Consider the following 19,818-nt stretch of genomic DNA (forward strand, 5'->3'; position numbering starts at 1 on the left):
GGGGGCTGACCCCCATACATCTGGAGAATAACGATGATAAAACCGACGTTTTTACGCCGGGTAGCCATTGCTGCTCTGCTCTCAGGAAGTTGTTTTAGCGTTGCTGCCGCTCCGGCTGCACCGCCGCCGGTATCATACGGTGTTGAGGAGGATGTGTTCCATCCCGTGCGCGCGCAGCAGGGGATGGTGGCCTCCGTGGATGCGCTTGCCACCCAAGTGGGGGTGGATATTCTTAAACAGGGTGGGAATGCCGTCGATGCCGCCGTGGCCGTTGGCTACGCGCTGGCGGTGACGCATCCCCAGGCGGGCAATCTGGGCGGTGGCGGTTTTATGCTGCTGCGTACCAAAGACGGTAACACCACGGCGATTGATTTTCGCGAAATGGCCCCTGCTGGCGCGACCCGCGACATGTTCCTTGATGAGCAGGGCAACGCCGATGCGAAAAAGTCGCTGACGTCGCATCTGGCATCCGGTACGCCGGGTACCGTCGCGGGTTTCTCGCTGGCGCTGGAGAAATACGGCACGATGCCGCTGAACAAAGTGGTACGTCCGGCGATGAAGCTAGCGGAAGAGGGCTTTGTGGTTAATGACGCACTGGCCGACGATCTGAAAACCTATGGCAGTGAAGTGCTCCCTAATCACGAGAACAGCAAAGCCATTTTCTGGAAAGACGGCGAGCCACTGAAAAAAGGCGATAAGCTGGTACAAAAGAACCTGGCGAAAAGTCTGGAAATGATTGCCGAAAGCGGCCCGGATGCGTTTTATAAAGGGGCTATTGCCGATCAGATCGCCGGGGAAATGCAGAAGAACGGCGGGCTGATGACCAAAGAGGACTTAGCCAGCTATAAAGCCATGGAGCGTACGCCGATTAGCGGTGACTATCGCGGGTATCAGGTCTTCTCCATGCCGCCGCCGTCCTCTGGCGGTATTCATATCGTGCAGATCCTCAATATTCTTGAAAACTTTGATATGAAGAAATACGGATTTGGCAGTGCCGACGCCATGCAGGTCATGGCTGAAGCGGAGAAATATGCCTACGCTGACCGCTCGGAGTATCTGGGCGATCCCGATTTTGTGAAAGTGCCGTGGCAGGCATTGACCAACAAAACCTATGCTAAAACGCTTGCCGATCAGATTGATATCAACAAGGCTAAACCTTCCAGCCAGATTAAACCTGGCAAGCTCGCCCCGTATGAAAGCAATCAGACCACTCACTTCTCGGTGGTGGATAAAGACGGCAATGCCGTGGCGGTGACCTATACCCTGAATACCACCTTCGGGACCGGTATTGTGGCGGGTAACACTGGCATTCTGCTCAATAATGAAATGGACGACTTCTCTGCCAAGCCGGGCGTACCGAACGTATACGGTCTGGTAGGCGGCGATGCCAACGCGGTCGGACCGAAGAAGCGTCCGCTGTCATCTATGTCGCCGACTATCGTGGTAAAAGATGGGAAAACCTGGCTGGTTACCGGCAGCCCAGGCGGGAGTCGAATTATCACTACTGTGCTGCAAATGGTGGTCAACAGCATTGATTTCGGGATGAACGTCGCCGAAGCGACCAACGCACCACGCTTCCATCATCAGTGGTTGCCGGACGAGCTTCGCATCGAGAAGGGCTTCAGCCCGGATACAATCAAACTGCTGGAGCAAAAAGGACAGAAAGTGGCGCTGAAAGAAGCGATGGGCAGCACGCAGAGCATTATGGTTGGACCGGATGGCGCACTGTATGGCGCGTCCGACCCGCGTTCCGTGGATGATTTAACGGCGGGTTACTGATTGTTGATTAATAGCCCGGCATCAGGCGCCGGGCTATATGTTAGTTACGCCGTGAGTAACCGCGCCGGATTATCAATACAGAGCTTGCGAAGAGTATCGTTATCTACGCCACGGGCAGCCAGATAGGCGAGGAAAACATTTGGGACAAATCCCCAACCATTCCCCCCATTTTTTGCCCACATCTGTTTGAGAAAAACATCATGGCTTAATACGATCTGGTCGGCGTAACCCAGTTCAATCAGATGTGCTACCGCATCTGCGGTGTCCTGAACACCTGGGGCGATACCTTCTTTGGGGAAAGTAATGTCCAGACCAATCATGTCAAATTCAAGCCATACGCCGCGGTCAAGCATTTTACGTTGATAGGCAACATCCTTTCCTGAAGGGTCTGAGTGCGCCAGCGAAACTTTTGCCGGAGAGACGTTCATCTCTTCAAGGACAATATCCAGTACCTCATCACCCAGCCGCAGCCACCCTGGCATATGGATATTCATTGCCGTATGGGGATTATTACGTTGTGCCAGAGACGCCGCGCGCAGGCTGTTGCGCTCAGCTTGGGTAAAAGCGGGTGATACGCCAATTTCACCGATCATACCGGCGCGAATATCCGTCTCGCCAATCCCCTGATTCAGTTCCTTATCAATAAGTGAGGCTAATAACTCGACAGGTTTGTGGATCCTGGCGCTTTCAAACTTTTCCAGATAAGGTCCTGATGAAGCAACGATATTCAAACCAGTTTTTAATGCCACTTCCCGCAATGAAGTGGCGTCCCGACCAATAGATTCAGAACCCGTCGCGTCGACAATCGTCCTGCCTCCCAGTGACATGAAGTTATTGATTTCAAAGATGACATCATCAATCTCTTTTCTGTCCATGTTATCGGCGCAGCAGTACGGGTCGTGTTTCAGTCCCCACTGCAGGTCAGCACTGACTTTCTTTCCCACCAACTGCTGTGAAAAAGCATACTGTGGCTCGTCAACAACGGATGACAAATCGTTAAACAGGTGCTCATGCGGTAGCGTTAGACCCATTTCTGAGTGTGCCACTTGGCCCGTTACGGTTTGCAGGAAGCCTTTCATCCTGACACCTCCATTTTTTTCGCCATTTTGGATGCTCTGTATTCGGGGATGGTGGTAACAATTGCACCTACTAACGCGAATAATGTACCGATGATGGTGACCAGATAGACCGTATTGCCTAATGATGGGATTAACTCATCAATCAACACCGATCCCAGTAACTGACCCGCGGTAGAGGCGACACCCAGCATTAATAGTCCTAAGCCTCTGACCAGAATCGCCATCAGCCCGATGGACAGCAGACCCAGCGGGCCACCGAGATACATCCACCACGTATCGGGTAACTGGACGGTGACATGCCCTAATGCGACACGTATCGCCAGCGCTGCACCCAGGACACAAAAGCCGACGATGAAGTTCCAGGTAATGGAAACCAGCATGGATCCCGTTGCCTCGGCGACTTTGGCATTCCCCGCAGGCTGCCAGCCAGCGAGTAATCCTGCCAAAAATGGAAGGATAGCCAGCAGGATAAACGAGGTTGAGTGCCACTGTGGCGACACGACAAAAATCGTGGCAATAACAGCGAACAATGCGCCAGTAACGCGCCATGGCGTGAAATATTTCTTCTCATCCACACCGACGCCAAAACGGTCGCACAGCAGGCCGGAAAGGAGCAGGGCGGAAATTAATGCAGTTTGAAAAGTGGCAACGCCTAACGCGCTGGCTGATGCGCCTTCAGAAAATACGACCATCGCCCCGCATAACCCAGCAAACCAATTCCACAAGGGGATTTTCCGCTTTTTAATCAGCGTAGGGATCGACGCGAATTGATGGCGTGTTTCTTTACGCGCAATAATAATAAAAAACATGACGACCAGACCGCTGGCGAAAGAGATTACTGCGCAAGCATTACCATCCTGCAACCAGTGTCCCAATTGCCCATTAACGGCAGACTGCATTGGGGAAAGCATACCGGCTAAGATGGTTGCAAGCATCAGTAAGGGGGTTGAGTACTTATTCTTGTTCATACATCAATCCTTATATTTTATAAAAGGAGTAACTTTCGTTACTCCATTGTTTTTTTATTTTCTGGCGATGAATTGAAGCGTGTTAACCCACAGGTCGGTATAAAACGGCCAGGACATGAATTGCTGAGTTCCCCAGTGCGGCGAACAGTCACTCATAAAACAGGCGGTTTTACCCTGTTGGTATTTACCGAACACTAATAGAGGGTCATTATTTATTGTTAATACGACATCAGCATCTTCTCTGGCGACAACCTGGTTATATCCAAGAAATATCGGGTAGTCTGAGAATCCGTCTACAACAGGATGTTCAGGCGAGACAGCCTCAGCGTAGATACCCTCTGGTTTTTCTACTCGGTCATCGCCGTCAAGCATAATAACTGGCAAGACCTCGGCAAGAATGGTGTTCTTGTAATTGGCCTTTGCCTCAATACCCATAAATGACAGATAGCCGCCAATCATAAGCAGACCACCACCATTTTTGACGTACTCTTTAATTGATTCCAGAGCATTTGGCTTTATTTTGAGCTGATAGAATGTCTCGTTTTGCAACAGGAATGTATTGCTGCCGATATCGCTAATGACAATGGCATCATAACGGTTTAGTTCATCAATGCTTTCTGGAAATGCGATTTGTACGGTGTGAGCAGGCATGTAATCAATTTCCACACCACCTTTCTTTAAGCATTCCAGTAACCATGTAGCGCCTTCTTCATATTTACTGGAGGTAAAGCTGTCATAACCTTTTGAATGAATCATGTGAATATGCCAGGATTCTCCAATAAAGAGCACCTTTAGTTTTTTCTGCGTATTGTTCATAGTCTGCTCCTTGATTTAGTGAGTTGAGATAGTTTGTTTGTAATGTGAACTCTGAATGCGATGTAGAACGGATTCGTTTTCTGGCATGTCAGAGGCATTGGGTGTTTCAACAGCAAGCGAGGCGAATGCGCTGGCGTAGCATAATGCGGATGCCAGTGATTTTCCTTTAGCAAGGCCAGATGCGAGTGCGCCATTGAAGGCGTCGCCAGCTCCTGCGGTATTTTTTACAACTGCCGGGAATGCCGGAGAATAGATGAATTGCGTTCCGTCATAAGCGAGAGATCCTTTGCTACCTAAAGTAATAATGGTATTTTTTACACCTTTCTGATGAATAATCTTCGCTGCACATTTGGCTGACTCAATGTCATTGACGGACATGTTTGCCAGGAGACCAGCTTCGGTTTCATTTGGCGTAATGTAATCGATGTCATCAATGATGGTATTGACCATTTCATTGTATGGCGCTGGATTGATAATTACCGGTATGTCATTTTTTTGTGCGAGACGAATTGTTTGCTGAAGCGCCTCGTAATTTGTCTCCAGTTGTACAAGAACAATATCTGAATGAATAATGGCTTCTTTTTGTATGGTGATTTCATCAGGTGAAATTGTCATATTAGCACCGGGATAGATAGCGATGACGTTATCCCCGGTATCTCCATTCACCATGATGGTAGCTGTACCAGTTTGTGTTTCTTTGGTCTGGTAGATTACACTTTTATGGATTTTTGATGAGTTTATAAAATTAATGGCGTAATCGCTAAAATGGTCTGACCCTACTTTAGTAATAAAATGCACATCAGAATCGGCATAGCTTGCCGCTAATGCTTGATTACATCCTTTACCGCCTGGCGAAAAAATAAATTTATCGGCAAGTAATGATTCTCCTGTCGAGGGTAGCCTCGGTAGGTAACTGATAATATCAACATTGAACGAGCCAATAACACATACATTATTTTTCATGGCAGAGAGACCTTTTTTTATTTTCTGCGCTGATTCATATTTTTCCAGCACATAAGCAATTTCGTTTTTTGCAACGTTATCAAGAGAATCAAGGGTAATAAATGCACCACCATGACAGCGAGTGAGATATCCCTGTCCAGCAAGTTCATTGAGATCTGAGCGAATGGTTTCTTTTGTTACCTTGAGACTTTTCGCCAGATTTGAAACTTTTACAACTCCCGAAATACTGATTTCTTTCAATATTCTATGATGGCGTTCAAATTTCATTTTTTACCTCACCGTGGTTAAGTTAGTCCCAGGAGAAGTATATTGTTGTGATTGTCACCATAAAGTGATGGCAGAAACCAAAAAAAAACAAAAATGTAATATTAATATTATTAACGTTACGAAAAATAGCGATGAAGATAAAAAGGTGAATAACCATATAATTCAGGTGGTTGTTAGGCCTGAACATGACGGCGGGGGAAACGATGGACTGCAATCAAAAACTCTATGCCAGGGCCGGATAGCGCTTCCGCTCCTGAATTTAACGGCGAGATATAACGGATAATGGCCTACAGCGTTCAGAACGATGTCGGCCTTATTGGTTGGTTATGGCGCATATCGCTGCAGCGATTCAGACCAGGGGAATATTTGGCTGCTTTTATCCTGCAGGTTTACGCGCTCTAAATCATAAAACCCGTGCGTTTTTGCCGAACGCATTTTGAGGATATATTTACTTTCGCTGATGTCGTGCTGTCTTGTACCGTCTTTATTCCACTCTCCGGCGATGTCCGTATATTGATAAACAAGGTCGGAATACACGTTGATTATCCTGTTGTCTTTGATCGCATAGAGCTCCAGCACTTCATAAAATGCGCCGCCGCCAGAATACGCCTCAGAGTATCCACCGCGCACCCCAAACGCCAGCGTATCGGGTGCGATCCGGTACGGTGCCAGATCCAGTTTTGTATAATAGGCCAGTGGTCTGACGGACTCATCATCGCTCTCTTTTTCGGCGGTTTTATTCCACTCAGAGAGTTGGTTTAATGGTTTTTCCGAGCGTGCAATCGGCGTTAGCTGTTGGTTCTGCCAGGAAAAAACGCCGAGATATAATTTATTGGCGTGCCCGTTGCTGTAGTTTTCCGGACAGTTGTTATCCGCGTATTTCTTTGCCTGCCCGGCGTCGGCCGGATTGTCGGCGAAACAGGCGACACCGATATATTTGCCGTCTTTGCCCCAGGCTTTGGCACCCGTGAGGATCAGGTTGTCAGGATCTTCATTCGGCGCAACCCAGGCAATCCACGCGTTCTCAGATAATCCCTGTGGAAGCTCGCCAAATCCTTTGGCAGGGGTTGCTCCCGCCATTTGCTCAGCAAAAATCTGTTTACCTTCCGGGTGTTGAATGGCGCTGGGCACGGAATCGAGATTTTGTACGGTAGTGGCGAAAGCAGGGGAGAGTGCTGCCAGCAACACCAGGAGAAGGTACTTTTTCACTCTTGCGTCCTTTCAATAAGAAGGGTGATAAGACTCGCCCTTAATTTTATTTCACGCGCGCCATAAAGTAGGCATCAACGTATTCACCGTTGCGCAGGCCGTATTTCTTACCTGTGCCTTCGATTTCAAAGCCGTATTTCTTATACACCGCCACGGCCGGCTCATTATCAACAAATACCGTTAGCTCAATACGCTCGACGCGCAGCCAGTTGTCGCACATGTCGATCATTGTGCGAATCAACGCGCTGGCAACGCCGCGATTGTGCCACCGTGCATCCACGCAGATACCAAAATCGGCCACATGGCTGCGGCGCGGACGTTGCGCGACCTCAATACAGAGATGCCCCACGACGATATCGTCAATGCAGGCAACCAGTTGTTTGACCCCGGCTTGCTCGGTTAGCCTCGCTTGCCACATCTCGAGGGAAGGATGAGGAACCTGTAGCGTGTTGTGGTACACCTCCGGCTGGGCGTGGATCTGACGAATTGCGTCGTAATCTTTCGGTTCAGCGTGGCGTATCACTATCTCACTCATTCCTTATCTCCAGCAGGGTTAATTGTGTATTTACACTCGCTGAGAAAGAAAATTCCGTCAACTGCATTTTTTTGCAAAAAGAAGTAGACAAGTGCGAATGAGAATGATTATTATTGCTCTGCGTTCAGGGGAACCCCTACGGAGAACCTGAAAGCACGACATTGCTCACATTGCTTCCAGTATTACTTTAGCCAGCTTTTGCTGGCTTTTTTTTTGAGGTTTTGTGTCTGCCTGGCTTACTTGCCATTTCGTCCCCGGGAAGTGCTCGTGCTCCTCACGTACATTTAGTACGCTCCGGGCCCTGCGCGCTTGCCGTGAACAAACTGCCTGCGACGCCGACGGCCGATCCTGTCGCCCTGTGGTGCAGTTCAAGCGCCATCCGGCAAATAATCCAACATTCAGTCTCCAGCCGCTTTGCGCTATGGTGTAGACAATCACCTTCGAAAGGATCGTCTCATGACCTTACACTGCGCATTTATTGGTTTTGGTAAAAGCACCACTCGCTACCATTTGCCGTACGTCCTCAACCGCAAAAATAGCTGGCATGTCGCGCACATTTTTCGCCGTCACGCCAAGCCGGAAGAGCAGGCGCCACAATATTCACATATTCACTTCACCAGTGACCTTGACGAGATCTTAAACGATCCGCAGGTGAAGCTGGTGATCGTCTGTACCCATGCTGACAGCCATTTTGAATACGCCAAACGCGCGCTGGAAGCGGGTAAAAACGTGTTGGTTGAGAAACCCTTCACGCCGACGCTTGCGCAAGCAAAAGCACTGTTCGAACTGGCGCAAAGCAAAGGCCTGACCGTTACGCCATATCAGAACCGTCGTTTTGATTCCTGCTTCCTCACCGCTAAAAAAGCGATTGAGAGCGGCAAGCTCGGCGAAATTGTTGAGGTTGAAAGCCATTTCGATTACTACCGCCCCGAGGCGGAAACCAAGCCGGGACTGCCGCAGGACGGCGCATTCTATGGTCTGGGCGTACACACCATGGATCAGATTATCTCGCTGTTCGGTCGTCCCGATTGCGTGGCCTATGACATCCGCAGCCTGCGCAACAAAGCGAATCCGGACGATACCTTTGAAGCACAGCTGTTCTACGGCTCTCTGAAAGCCATTGTTAAAACCAGTCACTTGGTGAAAATCGACTATCCGAAGTTTATCGTTCACGGTACCAAAGGCTCGTTTGTGAAGTACGGCATCGACCAGCAGGAAACCAGCCTGAAGGCCAATATCATGCCAGGTGAGCCAGGTTTCGCTGCTGACGATTCCATTGGGATGCTGGAGTACGTCAATGATGACGGCCTGACGGTAAAAGAAGAGGTGCAGCCGGAAGTGGGGGATTATGGTCGCGTCTATGATGCGCTTTACCAGACGCTGACAGCCGGTACGCCTAATTACGTCAAGGAATCTGAAGTTCTTACCAACCTGGAACTCCTCGAACGCGCCTTTGAACAGGCTTCTCCGGCGACGATAACTCTCGCCAAATAGCCTGCGCAGACTCCTCTGGGCTTGTTCATTTTTTTTGAACAGAGGAGTCAATTTTCACCCTCTATGATCCCCGGCGGATTGAGTCCACACTTACTCCATCGAAAACATCTGGGGGTGAACACAATGATCTACTTACGCAAAGCTAATGACCGTGGCCACGCTAATCATGGCTGGCTCGATTCCTGGCATACCTTCTCTTTTGCCAACTACTATGACCCAAATTTTATGGGGTTCTCGGCACTGCGCGTGATTAACGATGACGTGATCGACGCAGGTCAGGGCTTTGGTACTCATCCCCATAAAGACATGGAAATCCTGACTTACGTGCTGGAAGGCGCGGTGGAACATCAGGACAGCATGGGGAACAAAGAGCAGGTTCCGGCCGGTGAGTTCCAGATAATGAGCGCCGGGACGGGGATCCGTCACTCGGAGTACAACCCGAGCAATACTGAGAAGCTGCATCTGTATCAGATTTGGATCATGCCGCAGGAAAACGGTATTACCCCACGCTATGAGCAGCGCCGTTTTGATGCCGCTCAGGGTAAACAACTGGTGCTGTCGCCGGATGCCCGTGATGGCTCGCTGAAAGTGTACCAGGATATGGAGCTTTACCGTTGGGCACTGATCAAAGATGAGCAGTCGGTGCATCAGATTGCCGCTGAACGCCGCGTCTGGATCCAGGTAGTAAAAGGTAACGTGACAATTAACGGGACCAAAGCGACCACCAGCGATGGTCTGGCAATCTGGGATGAACAGGCCATTTCTATTCATGCCGACAGCGACAGCGAAGTGTTACTGTTTGACCTGCCGCCTGTATAAAAATACACGGCATCCTTCAAGCCGCATCTGTGTTGGCTTTCCTCGCTCACCCCGGTCGCGTACTTAATGTACGCTCCCGGGGATTTACTGCGTCGCCGCCTTGATGCAACTCGAATGATTTTGTGTATTTCTCACAATAAAAAACTCCTTTTTTTCTCTGCGAAGGTTCACGCACGTCCGTGGTAAACTGGGGGAATCTATCCCTTTTTAACGCTTCAGGACGATGAAAAAGAAAAGACCCGTACTTCAGGATGTAGCCGACCGCGTGGGCGTGACCAAAATGACGGTCAGCCGCTTTTTGCGTAACCCGGAGCAGGTCTCCGTGGCGCTGCGGGGCAAAATTGCCGCTGCACTTGATGAGCTGGGTTATATTCCCAATCGCGCTCCTGATATCCTTTCTAACGCCACCAGCCGCGCTATCGGCGTGCTGTTACCGTCTCTCACCAACCAGGTTTTTGCTGAAGTGCTTCGCGGCATTGAGGCTGTCACTGACGCTCATGGTTATCAAACCATGCTGGCGCACTACGGCTATAAGCCTGAGATGGAACAAGAGCGTCTGGAATCGATGCTGTCGTGGAATATTGATGGCCTGATCCTCACCGAACGTAGCCATACGCCCCGTACGCTGAAAATGATTGAGGTTGCCGGTATCCCGGTGGTTGAGCTGATGGACAGCCAGTCCCCGTGTCTTGATATTGCCGTGGGATTCGACAACTTCGAAGCCGCGCGTCAGATGACAGCCGCTATCATCGCCCGCGGGCACCGTCATGTTGCCTATCTTGGCGCACGCCTTGATGAACGTACTATCATCAAACAGAGAGGCTACGAGCAGGCAATGCGCGATGCCGACCTGGTGCCGTACAGCGTGATGGTGGAGCAGTCTTCTTCCTACTCCTCCGGTATTGAACTTATCCGTCAGGCGCGGCGTGAATACCCGCAGCTCGATGGTGTCTTTTGTACCAACGATGACCTGGCGGTAGGGGCGGCCTTCGAATGCCAGCGTTTAGGGCTGAGAATCCCTGATGACATGGCGATTGCCGGATTCCACGGTCACGACATCGGGCAGGTGATGGAGCCGCGTCTGGCGAGCGTGCTCACGCCGCGTGAACGCATGGGCAGCATTGGCGCAGAACGTCTGCTGGCGCGCATCCGCGGTGAGGCCGTCACACCTAAAATGTTAGATTTAGGTTTCACCTTGTCACCGGGCGGATCTATTTAAGCCAACAAGTTTGAAGTAGCTCACACTTATACACTTCGAGCACGAATGGATATTGCTTCTCTATTTATCTGGCTGGACAATGTTACCGATAACAGTTACCCGTAACAATTTCCTGATTCTTGTACCAGTGGGGGCAACGCTTTGAGCACGACTAATCATGATCACCACGTTTACGTTCTGATGGGCGTATCGGGCAGCGGTAAATCTGCTGTCGCCAGCGAAGTGGCGCATCAACTGCAGGCCGCGTTTCTTGATGGCGATTTTCTCCATCCGCGCAGCAACATCATGAAAATGGCTTCTGGTGAGCCACTCAACGATGACGACCGCAAACCGTGGTTACAGGCGTTGAATGACGCCGCCTTTGCGATGCAGCGTACCAACAAGGTTTCGCTGATCGTCTGTTCCGCCCTGAAAAAAGTCTATCGCGACCAGCTACGCGACGGTAACCCGAACCTCTCTTTCATCTATCTGAAAGGGGATTTTGACGTTATCGAAAGCCGCCTGAAAGCGCGTAAAGGCCACTTCTTCAAAACGCAGATGCTGGTGACCCAGTTTGAAGCGCTGGAAGAACCGGGTGCGAATGAAAACGATGTACTGGTGGTCGATATCGATCAACCACTGGACGGTGTGGTCGCCAGCACCATTGAGGTTATTAACCAGGGCAGTAAGTAGTGAGTACATTAACGCTTGTTTTAACAGCAGTAGGGTCCGTTTTATTACTGCTGTTTTTAGTGATGAAGGCGCGTATGCACGCCTTCGTTGCTTTGATGGTGGTATCCATTGGTGCAGGTCTCTTTTCCGGTATGCCGCTCGATAAAATCGCGGCGACCATGGAAAAAGGGATGGGAGGCACGCTCGGTTTCCTGGCGATTGTTGTGGCGCTGGGGGCGATGTTCGGCAAGATTTTGCATGAGACCGGAGCTGTCGATCAGATTGCCGTCAAAATGCTGAAATCCTTCGGTCACAGCCGCGCACATTATGCGATTGGCCTGGCCGGTCTGATTTGCGCGCTGCCGCTGTTCTTTGAGGTGGCGATTGTGCTGCTGATTAGCGTGGCATTCTCAATGGCGCGCCATACGGGGACAAACCTGGTTAAGCTTGTGATCCCGCTGTTTGCGGGCGTAGCGGCTGCTGCGGCATTTCTGCTGCCTGGGCCTGCGCCGATGCTGCTGGCCTCTCAGATGCACGCCGACTTTGGCTGGATGATCCTGATTGGCCTGTGTGCCGCGATTCCGGGCATGATTATCGCCGGGCCGCTGTGGGGGAGTTTCATCAGCCGTTACGTCGAGCTGCACGTACCGGAAGATATTTCCGAGCCGCATTTGGGCGAAGGCAAAATGCCATCCTTTGGCTTCAGCTTATCGCTTATCCTGCTGCCGCTGGTGCTGGTGGGACTGAAAACTATCGCCGCACGCTTTGTTCCGGTCGGTTCTACAACCTATGAATGGTTCGAGTTTATCGGTCACCCGTTTACCGCGATTCTGGTTGCCTGTCTGGTGGCAATTTACGGTCTGGCGGTACGCCAGGGCATGCCAAAAGACCGCGTGATGGAGATCTGTGGTCATGCGCTGCAGCCAGCGGGGATTATTCTGCTGGTGATTGGTGCGGGCGGTGTATTCAAACAGGTTCTGGTTGATTCTGGCGTCGGTCCGGCGCTGGGCGAAGCGTTAACCGGTATGGGTCTGCCGATTGCCATCACCTGCTTCGTGCTGGCGGCGGCGGTGCGTATCATTCAGGGTTCCGCGACTGTGGCCTGCTTAACGGCGGTCGGTCTGGTGATGCCGGTGATTGAGCAACTGAACTACTCCGGTGCCCAGATGGCGGCACTGTCTATCTGTATCGCGGGCGGCTCTATCGTGGTCAGCCACGTTAACGACGCTGGTTTCTGGTTGTTCGGTAAATTTACCGGTGCGACCGAAGCGCAAACGCTGAAGACCTGGACGATGATGGAAACCATTCTCGGCACGGTCGGTGCGATTGTCGGTATGATTGCCTTTCAGCTGTTGAGCTGATGGCATTGCCCGGTGGCGCTTGCGCTTACCGGGCCTGGAAACGAGCACACATCCACACCGTAGGCCGGGTAAGCGCAAGGATGCGCGGCGATTTTCCTGCCGGAGAGCCGGGATTGTTAAGGGGGGGCTGCGTAGCCCCCCCTTAACACGTTCACTGGTGACGAGATCTCAGAGAAGTAATGAGCATAACGTGAACGGAACTGTTCTCCGGGTAACATGCTATCTGAGCCAAAAAGGAGAGATTACCCCTTCATCCACATCCTTACGCCGTCGAGGAACATCTGGGTAGCCATCATCACCAGAATCAGCCCCATCAGGCGCTCCAGTGCGTTAACCCCTTTCTCGCCCAGCAGGCGTAAAAACAGCGAAGACTGCAACAGAATCACAAACGTACCGCTCCAGGCGATCAGCAGAGCAATCACCAGATGCCCCATCTGGTTCGGATACTGATGTGATAACAGCATTAATGAAGCCAGGATTGTTGGACCCGCTACCAGCGGGATCGCCAGTGGCACGATAAACGGCTCTTCGCCTGCCGGAAGCCCGGTGCTATTCCCGGTGGCGCTGGGGAAAATCATCTTAATGGCGATCAGGAACAAAATGATGCCCCCGGAGATCGAAACGGTTTCCGCGCGCAGGTTAAGAAATGCCAGTATTTTCTCGCCAGCAAACAGGAATATCAGCATCACCAACAGCGCAATAAACAGCTCGCGAATCATAATCGCGCGGCGGCGTTTTGGTTCGGTATGTTTCAATACGGACATGAAAATGGGCAGATTTCCGAGCGGATCCATAATAAGGATCAATAAAACTGCCGCTGAAATGATTTCATTCATAACTCAAATTCCCTGATAATTACTGCGGACTTTCTGCTTGCTTGCGCAGCGGGATAAGTCGCATTACTGATGGCTTCGCTATCATTGATTAATTTCACTTGCGACTTTGGCTGCTTTTTGTATGGTGAAGGATAGGCCAGTAGGATACTGGTTAGCATACACAGCACACATCTCTGCAGGAAAAAAACGCTATGAAAAATGTTGGTTTTATCGGCTGGCGCGGTATGGTCGGCTCTGTTCTCATGCAACGCATGGTTGAGGAGCGTGACTTCGACGCCATTCGCCCTGTTTTCTTTTCTACTTCCCAGCTCGGGCAGGCGGCACCGACATTCGGTGGAACCACGACCGGCACGCTTCAGGACGCTTTTGATCTGGATGCGCTGAAGGCGCTCGATATCATCGTGACCTGTCAGGGCGGCGATTATACCAACGAAATCTATCCAAAGCTTCGTGAAAGCGGTTGGCAGGGTTACTGGATTGACGCGGCCTCTTCGCTGCGTATGAAAGACGATGCCATCATCATTCTCGATCCGGTTAACCAGGATGTCATCACTGACGGCCTGAACAAAGGTATTAAGACCTTTGTCGGCGGTAACTGTACCGTTAGCCTGATGCTGATGTCCCTCGGTGGCCTGTTTGCCAATGACCTGGTTGACTGGGTTTCTGTGGCGACCTATCAGGCGGCCTCCGGCGGCGGCGCGCGCCATATGCGCGAACTGCTGTCCCAGATGGGTCATCTGTATGGCCATGTGGCCGATGAACTGGCAACCCCTTCCTCTGCTATTCTCGATATCGAACGTAAAGTGACGACCCTGTCCCGCAGCGGTGAACTGCCGGTTGATAACTTTGGCGTACCGTTGGCCGGTAGCCTGATTCCGTGGATCGACAAACAACTTGATAACGGTCAGAGCCGCGAAGAGTGGAAGGGACAGGCTGAAACCAACAAAATTCTTAACACCTCTTCCGTGATCCCGGTTGATGGTCTGTGCGTGCGCGTCGGTGCGCTGCGCTGCCACAGCCAGGCGTTCACCATTAAACTGAAAAAAGATGTGTCTATTCCGACCGTGGAAGAACTGCTGGCAGCGCACAATCCGTGGGCCAAAGTCGTGCCAAACGATCGGGATATCACCATGCGTGAGTTAACCCCGGCGGCCGTTACCGGTACGCTGACCACGCCAGTAGGCCGTCTGCGTAAGCTGAATATGGGACCGGAGTTCCTGTCAGCCTTTACCGTGGGCGACCAGTTGCTGTGGGGTGCTGCGGAGCCATTGCGCCGTATGCTGCGTCAGTTGGCGTAATGTGGGACTGCCTGATGACGCCACGTTTATCAGGCCTACAAACGACGCGAACCACCTGGCCGGATCAGTCAATACGGCTCTCCGGCAGAGTGATTGCGTGTTTTAACAATGGGTGCTGAGTCACCCATTTTTTTGCGTAATACAGGAGTAAGCGCAGATGTTTCATTTTTTACCAGGAGTAAGATAAAGCATTGGCTATTCTTTAAGGGTGACTTAGTACCGGAGGTATTAAGTTGTTGCCTGAAGGTGGGACGACGCAGAGAGGATGCACAATTGTGCTGCGCCGTTCAGGTCAAAAAAAGTGTCACTACCTGATGTCGAAGATCAGTTGGAAGGCGTGACACCATAAAACAGGATGACAACCATGTCCGTTCGTATCGATAGAGACGTGATTAATGCGCTAATTGCAGGCCATTTTGCGGATCCTTTTTCCGTACTCGGTATGCACCAAACTGACGCTGGACTTGAAGTCCGCGCCCTATTACCTGACGCCACCGAAGTGTGGGTGATCGAACCCAAAACCGGACGCAAAGTCGGCAAGCTGGACTGCCTCGACTCTCGCGGTTTTTTCTGTGCTGTACTTCCCCGCCGTAAAAATTTCTTTCGCTATCAGTTAGCTGTTGTCTGGCATGGACAGGAGAATCTGATTGATGACCCTTATCGTTTTGGCCCGCTGATCCAGGATATGGATGCCTGGCTGTTATCTGAAGGTACGCACCTGCGACCTTACGAAACGCTGGGCGCGCATGCGGATACCATGGATGGCGTAACCGGTACGCGCTTCTCCGTCTGGGCGCCTAACGCTCAACGCGTGTCAGTGGTTGGGCAGTTCAACTACTGGGATGGCCGTCGCCACCCGATGCGCCTGCGCAAAGAAAGCGGTATCTGGGAGCTGTTTATCCCCGGCGCGCAGCATGGTCAACTGTATAAATACGAGATGATCGATGCGAACGGTAAGCTGCGAATCAAAGCGGACCCTTACGCCTTCGAAGCGCAAATGCGCCCGGAAACCGCGTCGCTTATCTGCGGTCTGCCGGAAAAAGTGGTGCAAAGCGAGGAGCGAAAAAAAGCCAACCAGTTTGATGCGCCGATCTCTATCTATGAAGTGCACCTGGGCTCATGGCGTCGTCATACCGATAACAACTTCTGGCTGAGCTACCGCGAACTGGCGGATCAACTGGTGCCTTACGTCAAGTGGATGGGCTTTACCCATCTCGAACTGTTGCCGATTAATGAGCATCCGTTCGACGGTAGCTGGGGCTACCAACCTACTGGTATGTATGCGCCGACCCGTCGTTTCGGGACGCGTGATGATTTCCGCTATTTTGTGAATGCCGCGCATCAGGCCGGACTGAACGTCATTCTCGACTGGGTGCCGGGCCATTTCCCGTCGGACGACTTTGGTCTGGCAGAGTTTGATGGCACCAATCTGTATGAGCATAGCGACCCGCGCGAAGGGTATCACCAGGACTGGAACACGCTGATCTACAACTACGGTCGCCGTGAAGTCAGTAACTATCTGGTGGGCAATGCCCTGTACTGGATTGAACGTTTTGGTATCGATGCGCTGCGCGTAGATGCCGTGGCGTCGATGATTTATCGCGACTACAGCCGTAAAGAAGGGGAGTGGGTCCCGAACGAATTTGGCGGTCGTGAAAACCTCGAAGCCATTGAGTTTTTACGCAATACCAACCGTATTCTTGGCGAGCAGGTGCCGGGGGCCGTGAGCATGGCGGAAGAGTCCACCGACTTTGCCGGCGTTTCAAGGCCACAGGATATGGGCGGTTTAGGATTCTGGTATAAGTGGAACCTCGGCTGGATGCACGACACGCTGGACTACATGAAGTTGGATCCGGTTCATCGTCAGTTCCATCACGATAAGCTGACCTTCGGCATGCTGTACAACTACACCGAAAACTTTGTCCTGCCGCTGTCGCACGATGAAGTGGTACACGGTAAAAAATCAATTCTCGATCGCATGCCGGGGGACGCATGGCAGAAGTTTGCCAACCTGCGCGCCTACTACGGCTGGATGTGGGCCTTCCCAGGCAAGAAACTGCTGTTTATGGGCAACGAGTTTGCTCAGGGGCGTGAGTGGAATCACGACGCTAGCCTCGACTGGCATTTGCTGGAAGGCGGCGATAACTGGCACCACGGCGTACAACGTTTGGTGCGCGATCTGAACCTTACCTATCGTCATCACAAAGCGCTGCACGAGCTTGATTTTGACGCCTATGGCTTCGAGTGGCTGGTGGTGGATGACAAAGAACGTTCGGTGCTGGCTTTCGTTCGTCGTGACAAAGTCGGTAATGAAATCATCGTTATCAGCAACTTTACGCCAGTGCCTCGCCACGGCTATCGCTTCGGTATCAATCAGCCGGGCAAATGGCGCGAGATCCTCAATACCGACTCGATGCATTATCACGGTAGCAATACCGGTAACGGCGGCGCGGTGCACAGCGATGAAATCGCCAGTCATGGTCGTCAGCACTCACTGAACCTGACGTTGCCACCGCTGGCAACGATCTGGCTGGTGCGGGAGGGATAATGACGCAACTGGCAACCGGCAACGCCACCCCCCATGGTGCAACGTATGACGGCCATGGCGTCAATTTCACCCTCTTTTCGGCCCACGCTGAACGCGTTGAATTATGCGTATTCGATGAGCAAGGCTGCGAACTCCGCTACGACCTGCCGGGGCGTAGCGGCGATGTCTGGCACGGCTATCTGGCCAACGCCCGTCCCGGTCTACGCTATGGCTATCGCGTACATGGTCCGTGGCAACCGCAGCAGGGCCACCGGTTTAATCCGGCGAAACTGCTGCTTGACCCTTGCGCGCGTCGGGTGGATGGCGAGTTAAAAGATAACCCACTGCTGCACGGTGGGCTGAATGAACCGGATCATCATGATAATGCCGCCATCGCGCTGAAGGGCGTGGTGGTGTCCGACCATTATGACTGGGAGGATGATGCCCCGCCGCGCACGCCGTGGGGCAATACCGTAATTTACGAAGCGCATGTCAAAGGGCTGACGTATTTGCATCCTGACCTGCCGGAAGAAATTCGCGGGACCTACAAAGCGCTGGGTCATCCGGTGATGATCGACTATTTCAAGCGCCTCGGCATTACCGCACTGGAGCTGTTACCGGTGGCGCATTTCGCCAGCGAACCGCGGCTTCAGCGACTGGGCCTGTCAAACTACTGGGGCTACAACCCGGTGGCGATGTATGCGCTGCATCCGGCCTATGCCAGCTCGCCGGAGAGTGCGCTTGATGAGTTTCGCGACGCGGTAAAAGCGCTGCATAAAGCGGGTATTGAGGTCATTCTCGACATCGTTTTGAACCACAGCGCCGAGCTGGATCTCGAAGGACCTGTCTTCTCGCTGCGCGGAATTGATAACCGTAGCTATTATTGGATCAGAGATGATGGCGATTACTACAACTGGACCGGTTGTGGGAACACCATCAATCTGAGCCATCCTGGCGTTGTGGAATACGCATGCGAGTGCCTGCGCTACTGGGTTGAAACCTGCCATGTGGATGGTTTTCGTTTTGATTTGGCTTCCGTCATGGGGCGTACGCCTGAGTTTCGTCAGGATGCTCCGCTGTTTACCGCGATCCAAAACTGTCCGCTGCTTTCACGCGCCAAGCTGATTGCGGAACCGTGGGATATTGGTGAAGGCGGGTATCAGGTGGGGAATTTCCCCCCGCCGTTTGCCGAGTGGAACGACCATTTCCGCGATGCGACGCGACGTTTTTGGCTCCAGCGTAATCTTTCGTTGGGCGAGTTTGCCGGACGTTTTGCCGCATCCAGCGACGTGTTTAAACGCCCGGGCCGCAATCCCAGCGCCACGGTCAATCTGGTGACCGCGCATGACGGTTTTACGCTACGCGACTGCGTTTGCTTCACAAATAAGCACAATGAAGCGAATGGTGAGGAAAATCGCGACGGCACTAGCAATAACTACAGCGACAATCATGGTAAAGAAGGATTAGGTGGCTCGCTGGACCTGATTGAGCGGCGGCGCGACAGCATTCATGCGCTGTTAACCACGCTGTTGCTCTCCCAGGGGACGCCGATGCTGCTGGCGGGTGATGAGCATGGCCATAGCCAGCACGGTAATAATAACGCTTACTGCCAGGATAACGCCTTAACCTGGCTGGACTGGCAGCAGGCAAACAGTGGGCTAACCACATTTACCGCCGCGTTGATTCATCTGCGTCGGCAAATACCTGCATTAACAGGCGATTGCTGGTGGGAAGAGGGCGATGGCAATGTTCGTTGGCTGAATAAGTACGCACAACCCTTAAGTGCGGATGAGTGGCATAACGGCCCGAGGCAGATGCAAATCCTGCTTTCAGATCGTTTCCTGATTGCAACAAACGCCACGCTTGAGGTGACAGATATCGTTTTACCTGAAGGGGAATGGCACGCCATTCCCCCATTTGCCGGAGAGGATAATCCGGTGCTTACGGCGGTCTGGCAGGGACCTGCGCACGGACTGTGTGTGTTCCAGAGAAGATAA

Annotated in this window: 16 protein-coding genes; 9 read left to right on the plus strand and 7 right to left on the minus strand. The window is 52.0% G+C overall.

Translation table 11 applies throughout. From position 1 onward, the window contains the following. Positions 1–33 precede the first annotated feature (33 nt). Complete coding sequence (gene ggt, locus OGV52_RS10320) at positions 34–1,779, plus strand: gamma-glutamyltransferase (protein WP_200052015.1); 1,746 nt, start codon at positions 34–36, stop codon at positions 1,777–1,779. Between the two features lie 44 nt (positions 1,780–1,823). On the opposite strand, the gene OGV52_RS10325 is transcribed toward ggt, so the two are convergent. The 6 genes from OGV52_RS10325 to yhhY form a co-directional block, all read right to left on the minus strand. After that, positions 1,824–2,858 (minus strand): phosphotriesterase family protein, encoded by a 1,035-nt coding sequence (locus OGV52_RS10325; protein WP_200052016.1) that lies wholly within the window; start codon positions 2,856–2,858, stop codon positions 1,824–1,826. Then, positions 2,855–3,826 (minus strand): DMT family transporter, encoded by a 972-nt coding sequence (locus OGV52_RS10330; protein ID WP_049283110.1) that lies wholly within the window; start codon positions 3,824–3,826, stop codon positions 2,855–2,857. The genes OGV52_RS10325 and OGV52_RS10330 overlap by 4 nt, the downstream gene beginning before the upstream one ends. Before the next feature lie 54 nt (positions 3,827–3,880). Continuing rightward, positions 3,881–4,642 (minus strand): glutamine amidotransferase, encoded by a 762-nt coding sequence (locus OGV52_RS10335; RefSeq protein WP_216403575.1) that lies wholly within the window; start codon positions 4,640–4,642, stop codon positions 3,881–3,883. 15 nt (positions 4,643–4,657) lie between these two features. Next, the gene (locus OGV52_RS10340; protein ID WP_049283108.1) at positions 4,658–5,872 is read right to left on the minus strand and encodes a PfkB family carbohydrate kinase; all 1,215 of its coding nucleotides are present in this window, start codon (positions 5,870–5,872) and stop codon (positions 4,658–4,660) included. A 324-nt stretch (positions 5,873–6,196) separates the two neighbouring features. Beyond that, on the minus strand, positions 6,197–7,081 hold the full coding sequence (locus OGV52_RS10345) for a hypothetical protein (protein ID WP_287108457.1): 885 nt from the start codon (positions 7,079–7,081) through the stop codon (positions 6,197–6,199). A 46-nt stretch (positions 7,082–7,127) separates the two neighbouring features. Next, a complete protein-coding gene (gene yhhY / locus OGV52_RS10350) occupies positions 7,128–7,616 on the minus strand; it encodes an N-acetyltransferase (RefSeq protein ID WP_019078130.1) in 489 nt (162 codons plus the stop codon). Positions 7,617–8,072: 456 nt separating this feature from the next. On the opposite strand from yhhY, the gene OGV52_RS10355 reads away from it, so the two are divergent. From OGV52_RS10355 to gntU, 5 genes are all read left to right on the plus strand, one after another. Further along, a complete protein-coding gene (locus OGV52_RS10355; protein ID WP_046274517.1) occupies positions 8,073–9,110 on the plus strand; it encodes an oxidoreductase in 1,038 nt (345 codons plus the stop codon). 123 nt (positions 9,111–9,233) lie between these two features. Continuing rightward, the gene (gene yhhW, locus OGV52_RS10360) at positions 9,234–9,929 is read left to right on the plus strand and encodes a quercetin 2,3-dioxygenase (RefSeq protein WP_016154822.1); all 696 of its coding nucleotides are present in this window, start codon (positions 9,234–9,236) and stop codon (positions 9,927–9,929) included. Positions 9,930–10,152: 223 nt separating this feature from the next. Continuing rightward, on the plus strand, positions 10,153–11,148 hold the full coding sequence (gene gntR / locus OGV52_RS10365; RefSeq protein ID WP_016154821.1) for a gluconate operon transcriptional repressor GntR: 996 nt from the start codon (positions 10,153–10,155) through the stop codon (positions 11,146–11,148). Positions 11,149–11,289: 141 nt separating this feature from the next. Continuing rightward, the gene (gntK, locus tag OGV52_RS10370; RefSeq protein ID WP_003023475.1) at positions 11,290–11,820 is read left to right on the plus strand and encodes a gluconokinase; all 531 of its coding nucleotides are present in this window, start codon (positions 11,290–11,292) and stop codon (positions 11,818–11,820) included. Next, positions 11,820–13,160, plus strand: coding sequence for a gluconate transporter (gntU, locus tag OGV52_RS10375; RefSeq protein WP_103766948.1), 1,341 nt, complete (start codon positions 11,820–11,822; stop codon positions 13,158–13,160). The genes gntK and gntU overlap by 1 nt, the downstream gene beginning before the upstream one ends. 242 nt (positions 13,161–13,402) lie before the next feature. Here the strand turns inward: gntU and yhgN are convergent, their stop codons facing one another. Further along, the gene (gene yhgN / locus OGV52_RS10380; protein WP_200052019.1) at positions 13,403–13,996 is read right to left on the minus strand and encodes an NAAT family transporter YhgN; all 594 of its coding nucleotides are present in this window, start codon (positions 13,994–13,996) and stop codon (positions 13,403–13,405) included. A gap of 191 nt (positions 13,997–14,187) precedes the next feature. Between yhgN and asd the strand changes: the two genes are divergently transcribed. The 3 genes from asd to glgX all read left to right on the plus strand — a co-directional run bounded on the left by asd (position 14,188) and on the right by glgX (position 19,818). Then, positions 14,188–15,294, plus strand: coding sequence for an aspartate-semialdehyde dehydrogenase (asd, locus tag OGV52_RS10385; protein ID WP_016154818.1), 1,107 nt, complete (start codon positions 14,188–14,190; stop codon positions 15,292–15,294). Between the two features lie 364 nt (positions 15,295–15,658). Further along, positions 15,659–17,842, plus strand: a complete 2,184-nt coding sequence (gene glgB / locus OGV52_RS10390) for a 1,4-alpha-glucan branching enzyme (protein WP_279265443.1) — start codon at positions 15,659–15,661, stop codon at positions 17,840–17,842. Further along, a complete protein-coding gene (gene glgX / locus OGV52_RS10395) occupies positions 17,842–19,818 on the plus strand; it encodes a glycogen debranching protein GlgX (RefSeq protein WP_200052021.1) in 1,977 nt (658 codons plus the stop codon). The genes glgB and glgX overlap by 1 nt, the downstream gene beginning before the upstream one ends.

It is taken from the genome of Citrobacter sp. Cb041 (assembly GCF_030336655.1).
Taxonomy (GTDB): domain Bacteria; phylum Pseudomonadota; class Gammaproteobacteria; order Enterobacterales; family Enterobacteriaceae; genus Citrobacter; species Citrobacter braakii.